Genomic DNA, 14,625 nt, shown 5'->3' on the forward strand with positions numbered 1-14,625 from the left:
AGGGGCAATAAACCAAAGGCAAATGTGATGTGAAATTTTGGTAATACAGAAAAAGTGAACGCCGGGCTGTTTTTGAACCCGGCGTTCCAGAATTGTCAGTAAAATGATGCCCTGAAAAGATCAGTAGCTGCGGCCGACGCTCGTATATTCGAAGCCGTGGGCAGTCATGTAGTCCGACTTGTAGATATTCCTGAGATCGACCACTTTCGGGGCGTTGACCAGGGATTTGACCCGGTCCAGATCGAGCGCGCGGAACTGATCCCATTCGGTGACGATTACAACCACGTCTGCGTTCTCGATGGCGTGATAGGGACCATCGCAGAACAGAACGCCGGACATGACCTTTTCCGCTTCTTCCATGCTGGCCGGGTCATAGGCTCTGATTTTCGCGCCGGCGGATTGCAACTTGGCAACGATGTCGATGCTCGGCGCTTCGCGCATGTCGTCGGTGTTGGGCTTGAATGCAAGTCCCAGGAGCGCGATCGTCTTGCCGTCGACATCGCCGTCCATGAAATCAATGACCTTGTCGGCCATCTTCTTTTTGCGCGCCGCATTCACTTCAATGACGCTGTCGACGATTTTCAGGTCCGACTCGGCGTCGGCAGCAATCTTGGAAAGCGCCAGCGTGTCTTTTGGAAAGCAGGAGCCGCCATAGCCTGGTCCTGCATGCAGGAACTTGCCGCCGATCCGGTTGTCAAGACCGATACCGCGCGAGACTTCCTGAACATTCGCGCCGACTTTCTCGCACAGATCCGCGATCTCGTTGATGAACGTGATCTTGACCGCCAGAAAGGCGTTGGCGGCATATTTGATCAGTTCGGACGTCCGGCGGCGGGTCACAATGATCGGCGTTTCGTTGAGATAAAGCGGCCGGTAGAGTTCCTGCATCACCTCGACCGCCTTGTCGCTGTCGGTGCCGACCACAACCCGGTCCGGGCGTTTGAAGTCGTTGATGGCGGCGCCTTCCCGCAGGAATTCCGGGTTGGACACGACGGCAAACTGCGCGTCCGGATTGGTCTTGGCAATGATCGCTTCCACTTCGTCTCCGGTGCCGACCGGAACCGTTGACTTGGTGACGATCACCGTGAAGCCGTCAATGAGCCCGGCGATTTCTTCGGCTGCCGCATAGACATAGGAGAGATCCGCGTGACCGTCGCCGCGGCGGGTTGGTGTGCCGACTGCGATGAAGACCGCATCTGCCTGCCTGATTGCCTCGCTCGGGTCGGTGGTGAAGAAGAGGCGCTCTTCGGCAACGTTCTTGGCAACCAGGTCCTGGAGCCCGGGTTCATAAATCGGGATCTGGCCGTTGTTGAGGGCGTCGATCTTGCTCGCGTCCTTGTCGATGCAGGTCACGACGTGACCGAAATCCGCAAAACATGTTCCCGAAACCAGACCGACATAGCCGGTCCCAATCATTGCAACGCGCATTCTAAAATTTCCTGCTTCCGAGCGGTGTCCGGCAGCGGCCGGTCGCCATGAGGCTTTTGAAGTGTGCCCGGATTACATGGCTGGGGTCGAAAAGACCAGTCCTGAAGTCGGTCATGCCGTCAATTTGCCGCTGCCGGATTGTGTGCCGATCAAGAATGCCGAGTTTCGGTCTGCGTATCGGTGAGGAGGAGGACTGGTAAAATTGCGCAGGAGTAATTGTTAAGACTGTGCAATATAAAACAAATCGACCCGGGCTGTAAGTTCTCGCTAAAATATCCAAAAGCCACCTTGTATTAGTTTGGTTGCAAGGTGAAGTTTAGACAGGGACTGATGTTAAAGATCGATGTCATCGGCTTCGCGGACGTCTTGAGCCGCATTTCCATGCTGACAGCCCTACAGCGTGGTCTGGCCCTGACGCTGCCCCTGATCATGGTCGGAGCGCTGGCCCTGCTGTTCCTGCATCCGCCCTTTCCCGAACTCAAAACCGTCTTCGCAGATCTGTTCGGACCGCAATTTGCTCCCGTGCTCCAGATTCTGGTGTCCTCGACTTTTGGTATCGCGGCGTTGCTGGCGATGTCCGGCTACGCCTATGTCTACACCAACCTGCGCAATACCCGCGGAAAAACACCGGTCGCGAACCCGGTTCTGAGCGTGATGGTTGTTGTCACCTGTTTCTTTGTTCTTGTGGCGCCAACCGATCAGCCGACGCTCCAGGCCGCCATCTCGCTCAGCTTCGGATTGCCGGTCGCCCTTCTGGTTGCCATCGGTGCAACAGAGGTGTTCTTGCGCCTTGCGAAGCTGCAGTGGCTGCGGATCAAGTCAAAATCCATCGGTCACGAGGGAATGATCGGCGATGTCTTCACCATCATGCCGGCCGCCGGCCTGACGATCATTGTCTTTGCGGTTCTGAAGGCCGTGTTGCTGAGCCTTGGATCAACGGATGTCGTTGCCGATCTCAATGGCTCGTTTGCACGTGCGCTGACCTCCGGCGAGGACACACTCGGTTTCGGGCTGACCTATATCGTCGTGTCACAGGTCTTCTGGCTGTTCGGGATTCATGGCCCGAACGTTCTGCAATCGGTTCAGGATGCGCAGCTGGCGCCGGCCAGCATCGCCAACAACATCGCGGTGATGGAAGGCCAGCAGCCGGAATTCATCTTCACGTCGCAGTTTTTCGACCTGTTGCACATGGGGGGCTCCGGCGCCACGATTGGTCTCATAGTGGCCATGCTGCTGTTCAGCCGTTCTCCCAGCACGCGGAACTTCGCTCTCCTTGCCGGTCTGCCAGCCCTCTGCAACGTCAACGAACCGCTGCTTTACGGATTGCCGATCGTCCTCAACCCGATCTTCGCCGTGCCGTTCCTGTTGGTTCCGGTCATCAATACGATTGTGATGTATCTGGCGATGAGTGCCGATTTCATGCCGCTCACCGGGCATCAGGTTGCCTGGACGACACCCGCCATCATCAATGGCTATGCGGTTACGGGTTCGATCAACGGTGCCCTGACACAAGGGCTTTGTCTTGCGATCAGCATTGCGGTCTATGCGCCGTTCGTTCGTCTGTCGGAACGGGTTGCCGCCCTGAAAGGGCAGGCGACCATGAAGGACCTTGTCGCTTTCAGCGAGCAGGGGGACAGCCGAACCGTCGGCAAGCGTCTTTTGTCGCGCACCGGTGATCCGGGCCGGATGGCTCTGGCAATCGCTGGAGATCTGGAACTTGCCGTGCGTCAGCGCGGTCAACTGTACTTGGACTTCCAGCCGCAGATCTGCCAGAGAAGCGGGCAGGCCTTCGCAGCGGAAGCGCTGCTGCGCTGGGACCATCCGGTCTATGGCAGGGTGCCGCCGCCGGTTGTCATTCAATTGGCCGAAGAGCTCGGCATCATGCCGGAACTTGGTGACCTGGTGCTGGATCTCGCCTGTGCGCAAAGAAAGGACTGGCAGGGCAGTGTTGCGGATGACTTCATGATTGCTGTGAATGTCGCGCCGGCCCAGATTCTGAGCGGGACGCTGGATAAAAACGTGTTTGACCGGCTGGACGCGCACTACCTGCCAACCCATGTCCTTAAGCTCGAAATCACAGAATCCACCCTGCTGATCCCGGACGACGCGGCGCTCGCCTCCCTGGAACGTTTACGCGAGCACGGCGTCCGCATTGCGCTGGATGATTTTGGCATGGGACATACATCCCTGCGGTATCTGAAGGCGCTGCCGCTGGACGAGGTCAAGGTCGACCGCTCGCTGACACAGTTCGGTCAGGGAGAAGTCAGCGAACACATCATCAGTTCCATTCTTGATCTGAGCAGAAGCCTGGCGTTCAGCACCGTTCTGGAAGGCGTTGAGACGGAAGATCAGCTCACGCGTTTGCTGCGGCTGGGCTGCACCCGCTTTCAGGGCTACCATTTCTGCCGGCCACAGGCGCCCGACAAGTGCCTGGCTTATGTGCAGGCGCTGGCGGACAAGGCCGAGCAAGTGGCCTAGGGCGGGCTCAAACCGTCAGATATCGCCGAACTTCGGTCTCCGACAGTTCCGCACCGCTGCCGGACAAGACCACTTCTCCGCGGTCCATCACTGCATAGTCATCGGCCAGGTCACGTGCGAATTCAAAATACTGCTCTACCAGCACAATCGCCATGGTTCCCTGGTCGCGCAGCCACGAGATCGCCCGGCCGATATCCTTGATGATCGACGGCTGGATGCCTTCTGTTGGCTCGTCCAGAACCAGCAGCTGAGGACGGGTGACCAGGGCCCGGGCAATCGCGAGCTGCTGCTGCTGCCCACCGGACAGGTCGCCGCCGCGCCGCGACAGCATGTCCTTCAGAACCGGGAACAGCTCGAAGATTGTTTCCGGCAGGAACCGGTCCTTGCGGCGGATCGGCGCGTAGCCGGTTTCCAGGTTTTCCTTGACCGTAAGCAATGGGAAAATTTCGCGTCCCTGCGGCACGATGGCGATGCCTTTTCGGGCGCGGGCATGGGCGGGGAGTGCGGAAATGTCTTCCCCGTTCCAGAGGATCTTGCCGGCGCTGATACCGTGCTGTCCGGCGACCGCACGCAAGGTTGAGGTCTTGCCGACGCCGTTGCGGCCCATCACACAGGTCACCTTGCCGATCTCGGCGCTCAGCGACACCTTCTTCAGGGCCTGGGCAGCGCCGTAATGAAGATCGATCTTGTCAACTTGCAGCATTGTTCAGGCCTCGTAGCTTGTGCACAGGCAAAGCACTTGATTTGTCATCCCCGCGGAGGAGGGGACCCAGTAGTCACGATCTTCGGCGGTTCTTGCTGAAACTGGGATTACTGGATCCCGGTCTTGGCTTTCAGCCAAACCGGGATGACAACCGTCGGGATTAGGCATGGTCCTCACCGCCCCAGATAGACTTCAACAACGCGCTCGTCGGCCGAGACATGGTCGAGCGATCCCTCCGCCAGAACGGAGCCTTCGTGAAGAACCGTGACTTTCACGCCCAGCGAGCGCACGAAGTCCATGTCGTGCTCGACCACGACCACGGAATGGTCCTTGGCAATGTCCTTGAGAAGGACTGCCGTTTCGGCGGTTTCCGCGTCGGTCATGCCGGCGGCAGGTTCGTCGACCAGGAGGAGCTTGGGGTCTTGCGCCAGCAGCATGCCGATCTCCAGCCACTGTTTCTGGCCGTGGCTCAGGTTCGCCGCCAGATCGTACCGCTTGTCGCCCAGACGGATCAGCTCCAGCAGGCTGTCGATGCGTTTCCTCTCCGCCCGGGCAATGACGTGAAACAGTGTGGCGAACGGCCCGCGCGGTGCCTTCAGCGCCAGTTCCAGGTTGTCCCAGACCGTGTGGCTTTCAAAGACCGTCGGTTTCTGGAACTTGCGCCCGATGCCGAGTTCTGCAATCGAGGCCTCGTCTTCGCCTGTCAGGTCGATGGTGCCGTTGAAAAAGACTTCGCCGCTGTCGGGCCGGGTCTTGCCCGTGATGACATCCATCATTGTGGTCTTGCCCGCCCCGTTGGGGCCGATGATGGCGCGCATTTCACCCGGATCGATGGTCAGCGACAATTCGTTCAGCGCCTTGAAGCCATCGAAGGAGACCGATACGCCGTCGAGATAGAGAAGACTGGTGGAACGGGTCATTCTGCTCACTCCGCTGGCTGGGGTTCGGCCTGGCCAGGCGCCCGATGAGCCGGCTTGGCCGGTGGCTCGTTAGCCGTCACGTTGGCTGGGGCGCTCGGTGACTGTGGCGGTCCGGGAGGCTCGTCGGAGCCGGCCTCAAACGCCGCCGATACCTTGCGCTGGCGAAGCGCCGTCCATCCGGAACTGACCGTCCCGACAATACCTTTCGGCAGGAACAGCGTGACCACCACGAACAGGCCACCCAGGGCGAACAGCCAGATGTCCGGCAGCGCCCCGGTGAACCACGTCTTTGCGAAGTTGACCAGAATGGCTCCCAAGACGGCGCCAACCAGCGTGCCGCGCCCGCCCACGGCAACCCAGATGACCACCTCGATGGAGTTGGCGGGGGCAAATTCGCCCGGATTGATGATGCCGACCTGGGGCACATAAAGCGCGCCTGCGATACCGGCCATCATCGCCGACAGGGTCCAGACGAAGAGTTTGTAGTGTTCCACGCGATAGCCGAAGAACCGTGTGCGGCTTTCCGCGTCGCGGACCGCGACCAGGACCTTGCCCAGCTTGGAGCGTGTGATCGCGCGGCAGATAAGAAAGCACAGGACCAGCGCCAGGCCTGAGGCTGCAAACAGGCCGGCGCGGGTCGTGTCGGCTTGAATGTCAAAGCCGAGAATGTCCTTGAAATCGGTCAGGCCGTTGTTGCCGCCAAACCCCATGTCATTGCGGAAGAACGCGAGCAGCAGCGCATAGGTCAGCGCCTGGGTGATGATCGAGAGATAAACGCCGGTCACCCGCGAGCGGAAGGCGAACCAGCCGAAGACAAAGGCCAGCACGCCCGGCACCAGGACGACCATCAGGGCCGCGAACCAGAACATGTCGAAGCCGTACCAGTACCAGGGCAGGTCCTGCCAGTTCAGGAAGACCATGAAATCGGGCAGGAGCGGATCGCCGTAAACCCCGCGGGTACCGATCTGGCGCATGAGATACATGCCCATGGCGTAGCCGCCGAGCGCAAAGAAGGCGGCGTGGCCGAGCGAGAGGATGCCACAATAGCCCCAGACCAGATCGACGGCGAGCGCCAGCAGCGCGTAGGTCAGGTATTTGCCCATCAGCGTGACGGCATAGGTCGGCACGTGGAAAGGCGAGGTTTCCGGCACCAGAAGGTTGCCTGCCGGCACCAGCACGATCACTGCGGCCATGAGCGCGAGAAAGATCCCCGCGCGCGCGTCCATGGCACGAAAGAGAAATGACGACATCATGCTTCGACTGCCCGGCCCTTGAGGGCAAACAGGCCCCTCGGACGCTTCTGGATAAAGAGAATGATAAAGACGAGCACGAAGATCTTGCCGAGCACGGCGCCGGCATAAGGCTCGAGGAACTTGTTGACGACACCGAGTGTCATGGCGCCGACCAGCGTGCCCCAGAGATTGCCGACACCGCCGAACACCACGACCATGAAGCTGTCGATGATGTAGCCCTGGCCGAGGTTGGGCGAGACGTTGTCGATCTGGCTGAGCGCCACACCGGCAATGCCGGCAATGCCCGACCCGAGACCGAAGGTCAGCGCGTCCACCCAGGGTGTGCGAATGCCCATGGAGGCGGCCATGCGCCGGTTCTGGGTGACAGCTCTCGTATAAAGACCAAAGGGCGTCTTTTTCAGCACGAGCATCAATCCGGCAAAGACCAGCATCGCAAAAACGATGATCCACATGCGGTTATAGGTGATGGTCATCTGGCCGAGTTCGAATGCGCCTGACATCCAGTCCGGATTGCCAACCTCGCGGTTGGTCGGACCGAAGATCGAGCGCACCGCCTGCTGCAGAATGAGTGAAATGCCCCATGTTGCCAGAAGAGTTTCAAGGGGGCGGCCATAGAGCCAGCGAATGACACCGCGCTCGATGGCGATGCCGATCGAACCGGAGGCCAGAAAGGCGAGGGGCAGGGCGATGAACAGCGAATATTCAAACAGGCCCGGTGCGGACGTTCTGATCAGCTCCTGGACCACAAAGGTCGTATAGGCCCCGATCATGACCATTTCGCCATGCGCCATGTTGATGACGCCCATGACCCCGAAAGTGATGGCAAGACCGATCGCCGCCAGCAGCAGCACGGAACCAAGAGACAGCCCGTACCAGATGTTCTGTGCAGCATCCCAGGTGGCAAGTGACTTCTCGATCTTCGCAACAGCCTGACCTGCTGCCGCCTGGACGGCACCATCGGATGTGGATTGCGCGGCGATCAGCAGGGAAAGCGCATCGCGGTTGCCCATGTCGGAGAGGGTCGCGACGGCGTCCAGCTTCTGGCTTTCTTCCAGATCCGAATTGAGAACGGCGGCGGCACGCGCCTGGGCCATGACCTGACGCACGTCGCTGTCTTCTTCGGCTGCAAGCGCCGTATCGAGCGCTTCGATGCTGTCCGGATCCTTGGCCTTGAAGATGGCTTCAGCGGCCGCCTTGCGGACGTTCGGATCCGGCGCCATCAGGGTCAGGGACCCGAGTGCTGCGCGGATCACGCGGCGAAGCTTGTTGTTGACCTTGATCTTCTTGACCTCGCGCCGTCCGGCCTCACCGGCCGCTTCCATCGTCAACGGATCGGTCAATTTGAAGATCTTGCCCTGTTTCTCGGCAATGAAGACCTGGTCGTCGGACTTGCGGAAATAGAGGTCTCCGCCGCTGAGAGCTTCCAGAACGGGAGCCGCCGCCGGGTTTCCGGTCGCGGCCAGAGCTCCGATCTGCTGTTCGGTTTCGGCGTACTTGCCCTTGGCAAGCTCATTGACCAGAGGCCGCAGGCTTTCCGCGTCGGACTGGGCCAGGGCCGGTCCGGCAACCGCGCTCAGGATCAGGCAAAAGAGGAGAAGAAATGGTCTTACCAGGGACATCGTGTCCACCGCGTTATGCGCGTTAAATGAAAGACTTCATCCTGAAGGGCCACACTGCGGCGTCTCGGCGGATGGGTCACTTATGTCGGAGCTTGCCGCCGGTCACTCGAAACGGACCTTGCATGCGCCAGACAGTCGCTCCCGGCGGATCCCGGGAGAAAAGGGGACGGGCTCACCCAAGCCCGTCCCCGTCTCCGTGTCTCCTCCCTTAGGACCCGGAGCCGGTGCACTCACCTGTGGCAGTGTTGAAGCTGCCGCAGGACATCGGTGCGCGCCAATCGGAGATCAGGTCCTTGGAGCCTTCCAGATAGTCGGACCAGGCATCACCGACGACGAGACCGGAGGTTTCCCAGACGGTTTCGAACTGGCCGTCTTCCTGGATCTCGCCGATCAGCACCGGCTTGGTGATGTGGTGGTTCGGCATCATGGCGGAATAGCCGCCGGTGAGGTTCGGTACGGACACGCCGACAATCGCGTCGATCACGGCATCCGGATCGGTGGTGCCGGCTTTCTCGACCGCTTCGACCCACATGTTGAAGCCGATAAAATGTGCTTCCATCGGGTCGTTGGTCACCCGCTCGTCGTCGCCGATAAAGGCTTGCCAGGTTTCAATGAACTCGGCATTGGCGTCGGTGTCGGCAGACTGGAAGTAGTTCCAGGCAGCAAGGTGGCCGACCAGCGGGGCTGTGTCGAGACCGGCAAGTTCCTCTTCACCCACGGAGAAGGCAACGACCGGGATATCTTCGGCCTTGATGCCGGCATTGCCGAGTTCCTTGTAGAACGGCACGTTGGCGTCGCCGTTGATCGTGGAGACAACAGCGGTTTTCTTGCCGGCGGAGCCGAAGGCCTTGATGTCGGAGACGATCGTCTGCCAGTCGGAATGTCCGAACGGCGTGTAGTTGATCATGATGTCTTCTTCAGCGACACCCTTGGACTTCAGATAGGCTTCCAGGATCTTGTTGGTCGTGCGCGGATAGACATAGTCGGTTCCGGCGAGAACCCAGCGCTCGACACCCTCTTCATTCATCAGGTAGTCAACGGCCGGGATGGCCTGCTGGTTCGGGGCCGCGCCGGTGTAGAAGACGTTGCGCTGGCTTTCTTCCCCTTCGTACTGGACCGGGTAGAACAGCAGTGAATTCAGCTCTTCAAAGACCGGCAGAACGGATTTGCGCGAGACGGACGTCCAGCAGCCGAAGACGGCATCGACGCCGTTGACTTCAATCAGCTCACGGGCCTTCTCGGCAAAGAGCGGCCAGTCGGACGCCGGGTCGACGACAACGGCTTCGAGTTTCTTGCCAAGCAGGCCGCCCTTCTTGTTCTGCTCTTCGATGAGCATCAGCATGGCGTCTTTCAGAGTGGTCTCGGAAATCGCCATCGTGCCGGACAGCGAATGCAGGATACCGACCTTGATGGTGTCTTCGTCCGCGGCCGCGCCGCCGATCATGGTGCTGGCCATCAGGCCGGCAAGTGCAAGTTTCGTGAATGTCTTTTTCATGGATGTTCCCCTTCTGTGACGTCACCAGGTCCCACGCCGGTGATTGGCGGCTGGAAGGTTTGCCGCTGTCGGGGAAGATCGTGCGCTCGAACTATCGCACTGCAACATACGTCAATTGACGTAGGTGGGCTCCGGCCGCTTTTTGGCACAGTTTTCAGGCAGTCGGCACGAAATGTGCTCTGAAGAGGGATTGGCGCAAATAACGAGGCGAAAAACAGCGTGTTGGTGTGGGGCAATTGCCAAAATTGCAGGCAACTGGTGAAATTTTGGGCTGATTGTGCAGGTGATGCCTCGGCTGATGCGGAACAGGTTTGTCTTCCAAACGCCGTTAACAAAGGGCTGGTGTCATGACCGCCCGTCAGCGCATCCTCCCGGTTCGGCGCCGGTACAACAAGTGGGTCAACAACCAGACCCTTGAAGACTATGCGCTGCGCTTCACCGCCAAAAGCGCGCGGCGCTTTTCCTCGCGGGCGATTTCGCAAACGGCCATCGGGGCTATTTCCTTTCTGGCGCTTGAGGCGATCGGCGGGGCGATCACCTTGTCTCACGGAACGGCTAATGCGTTCCTGGCCATCCTGGTCGGCAGCCTGGTGCTGCTTGTTGTGGGATTGCCGATCAGCCGGTATGCCATGCGGTATGGCGTCGATATCGATCTGCTCACACGCGGGGCCGGGTTCGGCTATATCGGCTCGACGGTAACCTCGCTCATCTATGCGAGTTTCACCTTTATCCTTTTTGCGATCGAGGCCTCGATCATGTCGAGTGCCCTGGAATTCGCCTTCGGCGTTCCGCTCTGGCTTGGCTACATCATCAGCGCGGTGGCCGTCATTCCTCTGGTCACCCATGGCATCACCTGGATCAGCCGGTTCCAGCTCGCCACCCAGCCGTTCTGGATCATTCTTAATATCCTGCCCTTCATCTTCATCATCTTCACCGACTGGCAGGCGGTCGGTACATGGCTGAATTTCTCCGGCATCGATCCTGCAACCGGAATGGAAAGGACATCGGGTGGAGGCTGGGACAGCATCAGTCTGATCAGCTTCGGTACCGCCTCGGCCGTGATCCTGGCGCTGATGGCGCAGATCGGCGAGCAGGTCGACTTCCTGCGGTTTCTGCCGGCTCAGGACTATGCAAGACGCCGCCATCGGCTGGCCCTGTTCCTGGCGGGGCCTGGCTGGGTCGTGCTTGGGGCGCCGAAGATGATTGCTGGCTCTTTTCTGGCCGTTCTGGTGCTTTCTCACGGCGTGCCTGTCGAGCATGCGGACGAGCCATCGCGCATGTACACCGTTGCCTTCGGCTACATGATCCCGAACGAGACCGTTGTGCTTCTGCTGATGGCCGCCTTTGTCGTGGTTGCCCAGCTCAAGATCAATGTCATGAACGCCTATGCGGGGTCACTTGCGTGGTCGAATTTCTTTTCCCGCCTGACCCATTCTCATCCAGGACGGGTCGTCTGGCTGGTCTTTAATGTCGGCATCGCGCTGCTTTTGATGGAACTCGGGATTTACCGGCTTCTGGAGGAAACCCTCGGGGTTTTCTCGATCATTGCCATGGCGTGGCTATCCGCCATTTCCGCCGATCTCTTCATCAACAAGCCGCTTGGCCTGTCGCCGCCGGGGATCGAATTCAAGCGGGCGCATCTTTATGACATCAACCCCGTGGGCACTGGCGCCATGCTGCTGGCGACCGGGGTCGCCCTTGCGGCCCATTTCGGCTTGTTCGGCGAGACCGCCGCTGCCCTGGCAACGTTTCTGGCCATGGCTCTTGCCTTTGTGGCCGCGCCTTTGATTGCCTGGGCAACAAAGGGCCGGTTCTATCTCGCCCGCAAGCCGCGCCAGAGCTGGCTGGCGAAGGACCAGATCGCCTGTTCCATTTGCGAAAACCCGTTCGAGCCCGAGGACATGGCCTATTGCCCGGCCTACCAGGCGCCGATCTGTTCCTTGTGCTGTTCCCTTGACGCGCGCTGCCATGACAGTTGCAAGCCAAAGGCAAGAGCTGCGCACCAGGTGGGAACGGTCGCTGCCCTGTTCCTGCCTGAAGGCGTGCTCGCCTTTCTGCGCACGCGGCTCGGCAGATATGCTTTGGCGTCCGCGGTCTCCATCTCCGCGATCGGCTGTGTGGTCTGGATCATCTATGCACAGGCGGCGAGCCGCTTTGGGGATCCGACCGGCATCATCGCCCAGACGGTCACGCTCATCTTTTTCGTCTTTGCCATCGTGGCAGGCATTGCCTGCTGGTTTCTGGTGCTCGCGCATGACACACGCCGGGTCGCAGAGGAGGAATCGGCCCGCCAGAACGCTCTGTTGCAGAAGGAAATCGATGCCCACAGCATCACCGACGCAGCGCTGCAGAAGGCCAAGGAGGATGCCGAAGCCGCCAACCTTGCCAAGAGCCGATACGTTGTCGGGCTCAGTCATGAGCTCAGAACGCCGCTCAATGCCGTCATGGGCTATGCCCAGGTGCTGGAGCAGGATGAGACCTTGCCGGCCGCCCGCAAGCCGGCCGTCAGCACGATCCGCCGTAGCGCGGAGCATCTTTCCGGCCTGATTGACGGCCTGCTGGACATCTCCCGCATCGAGAGTGGGCGCCTGCAGGTCTATTCCAACGAGATCAACATTCACGAGTTCCTCGACCAGATCGTGGACATGTTCCGCATGCAGGCAACGGCCAAGGGGCTCGGCTTCTTATATGAGCGCGCGCCAAATCTGCCGGTCTTTGTGCGCACCGATGAAAAGCGGTTGCGCCAGATCCTGGTCAACCTGTTGTCCAATGCCGTCAAGTTCACCGAAGAAGGCGATGTCTCATTGAAGGTGAGCTATCGCTCCCAGGTGGCCAGCTTTGTCGTGACCGACAGCGGGCCGGGTGTTGATCTGCAGGACCAGACCAAGATCTTCGAACCGTTCGGACGAAGCCGGGCGGCCAACAACCGGCGGGTGCCGGGGCTCGGGCTCGGTCTCACCATCACCAAGCTTCTGACGGAAACCATGGGTGGCGCGATTGCGCTTGCAAGCGAACCGGGAGAGGGAGCGTCCTTCGAGGTGCGGCTGATGCTGGCCGGTGTCGACCGGCCCGTGGACACCGTTCGGCTGGAGCGGCAGGTCAGGGGGTACGAAGGCGCGCGGCGGATCATTGCCGTGATCGATGACAATCCCGATCACCGGGCGCTTGTCAGCGACATTCTGAAACCCATCGGGTTTGCGGTGATGGTAGCGGACAGCGGCAGGGTCTGCCTTGAAACGGTTGCCCCACTGTCACCTGATCTTTATCTCATCGACATTCTGATGCCGGGCATGAATGGATGGGAGTTGGCAGAAGCGCTCCGCAGCCATGGGGACAAAGCGCCGATCGTCATGCTGTCGGCCAATATCGGCGATCAGAGCCTGCGCCCCGAAGGACCGGTCCACCATTCGGCAACCCTGGCCAAACCCTTTGCGATCGGACAGCTCTACGATCTCCTCCAGAAGCATCTGGGCATCACCTGGACAGAACAGGCCAAGGAGCGTGAAACAAGACCGGTCAGGCCCGAGGTGCTGCGATCGCCGGGCGCAGATCATGTCGCCGACCTGATCTCGCTCGCTGATATCGGCTATGTGGAGGGCATCGAGGCCAAACTGACCGAATTGGCTGAAACACCGGAGAACAAGGCGCTCATTCGGGAATTGCAGGAACATCTCACCCGTTTCGACTTCGAGGCGTATCGCAACGTATTGAACGGACTGGAAACCCATGACGGATGAGCGCCGCGAAACGGTTCTGGTGGTGGACGACAGTCCGGAAACCCTGGGCTTCGTCACCGAGGCGCTCAAGAAAACGGGTGTCGCCGTGCTGGTTGCGACCAGCGGCGATGCTGCGTTGAAAATCTGCGAGAAGGTCACGCCAGACACGATCCTGATGGATGCCGTCATGCCGGGTCTCGACGGTTTTGATACCTGCCGAAAGATCAAGGACAGCCAGGCCTTGCAGCATGTGCCTGTGATTTTCATGACCGGGTTGTCCGAGACCGAGCATATCGTCCGGGCGCTGGAGTCCGGCGGTGTCGATTTTCTCACCAAGCCGATTGACGTCGACGAGTTGAAGGCGCGCATCAAGGTGCACCTGAAAAACGCCCGTTCGGTGCAAAGCGCCCATGTGGCACTCGACGCAGCGGGCCGACATCTGGTGGCGGTCTCTCGCGAGGGAACCGTATTGTGGTCGACGCCGCAGATCCAGAACCTGCTGGCGCGCACCGGCGCCGCAGAGACAAGTCTTTACAGGCTGGGGCAGGCGCTCGGAGACTGGCTGGACGGCGCGCCCGGGGACGGTGCGCACAGGCGCAGCTTCATGCTTGGTCTGTCTGAAGAGCTGGCCGTGCAGCTGCATCCGCTGGGACGGGTCGGGCCGGACGAGAATCTGTTCCGGGTGACCGCGGAAGACGAGGCCGGCCAGGTGCAGGCCCTGCAGGACCGGTTCGAACTGACACAGCGCGAGGCGGAGGTGCTGATCTGGATTTCCAAGGGCAAGTCCAACAAGGATATTGGAGAGATCCTGGGCCTGTCGCCGCGCACCGTGAACAAGCACCTTGAACAGATTTTCGTCAAGCTAGGGGTCGAAAACAGGGCCTCTGCCGCCGTCCGTGCCGCCGAAGTGATCTTCGCACTGTGACATTTTTGTAATGGCTTGGAACGATGACCTTCCCCTTGGGAAGGACATCTCGACAAGATCAATGCCTTGGCCTATGCATGCATTGGTG

At 60.0% G+C, this 14,625-nt stretch carries 9 protein-coding genes; 3 read left to right on the forward strand and 6 right to left on the reverse strand.

Features of this window, described 5'->3' with window-relative positions; translation table 11 throughout:
- Positions 1-120: 120 nt before the first annotated feature.
- A complete protein-coding gene (locus tag ACO6TG_RS22975; RefSeq protein WP_422375320.1) occupies positions 121-1,428 on the reverse strand; it encodes a UDP-glucose dehydrogenase family protein in 1,308 nt (435 codons plus the stop codon).
- 330 nt (positions 1,429-1,758) lie between these two features.
- On the opposite strand from ACO6TG_RS22975, the gene ACO6TG_RS22980 reads away from it, so the two are divergent.
- Positions 1,759-3,906: an EAL domain-containing protein gene (locus ACO6TG_RS22980; protein WP_422375321.1), complete on the forward strand. Its 2,148-nt coding sequence runs from the start codon at positions 1,759-1,761 to the stop codon at positions 3,904-3,906.
- 7 nt (positions 3,907-3,913) lie between these two features.
- Here ACO6TG_RS22980 and urtE read toward each other — a convergent pair whose 3' ends face one another.
- The 5 genes from urtE to urtA form a co-directional block, all read right to left on the reverse strand.
- Positions 3,914-4,609, reverse strand: coding sequence for an urea ABC transporter ATP-binding subunit UrtE (gene urtE / locus ACO6TG_RS22985; protein ID WP_422375322.1), 696 nt, complete (start codon positions 4,607-4,609; stop codon positions 3,914-3,916).
- 173 nt (positions 4,610-4,782) lie between these two features.
- Positions 4,783-5,529 carry an urea ABC transporter ATP-binding protein UrtD gene (gene urtD / locus ACO6TG_RS22990; protein ID WP_422375323.1) on the reverse strand — a complete coding sequence of 249 codons (747 nt, stop codon included), beginning with the start codon at positions 5,527-5,529 and terminating at the stop codon, positions 4,783-4,785.
- 5 nt (positions 5,530-5,534) lie between these two features.
- Complete coding sequence (gene urtC, locus ACO6TG_RS22995) at positions 5,535-6,782, reverse strand: urea ABC transporter permease subunit UrtC (RefSeq protein WP_422375324.1); 1,248 nt, start codon at positions 6,780-6,782, stop codon at positions 5,535-5,537.
- On the reverse strand, positions 6,779-8,401 hold the full coding sequence (gene urtB, locus ACO6TG_RS23000; protein WP_422375325.1) for an urea ABC transporter permease subunit UrtB: 1,623 nt from the start codon (positions 8,399-8,401) through the stop codon (positions 6,779-6,781). Before urtB ends, urtC begins: the two co-directional genes overlap by 4 nt.
- Positions 8,402-8,609: 208 nt before the next feature.
- Positions 8,610-9,896, reverse strand: a complete 1,287-nt coding sequence (gene urtA / locus ACO6TG_RS23005; protein WP_422375326.1) for an urea ABC transporter substrate-binding protein — start codon at positions 9,894-9,896, stop codon at positions 8,610-8,612.
- A 347-nt stretch (positions 9,897-10,243) separates the two neighbouring features.
- Between urtA and ACO6TG_RS23010 the strand changes: the two genes are divergently transcribed.
- Both ACO6TG_RS23010 and ACO6TG_RS23015 read left to right on the forward strand, forming a co-directional pair.
- Complete coding sequence (locus tag ACO6TG_RS23010) at positions 10,244-13,633, forward strand: ATP-binding protein (RefSeq protein ID WP_422375327.1); 3,390 nt, start codon at positions 10,244-10,246, stop codon at positions 13,631-13,633.
- Positions 13,623-14,537, forward strand: a complete 915-nt coding sequence (locus ACO6TG_RS23015; protein WP_422375328.1) for a response regulator — start codon at positions 13,623-13,625, stop codon at positions 14,535-14,537. Before ACO6TG_RS23010 ends, ACO6TG_RS23015 begins: the two co-directional genes overlap by 11 nt.
- The last annotated feature ends 88 nt before the right edge of the window (positions 14,538-14,625 follow it).

This window comes from Roseibium sp., assembly GCF_965233565.1.
Lineage (GTDB): Bacteria > Pseudomonadota > Alphaproteobacteria > Rhizobiales > Stappiaceae > Roseibium.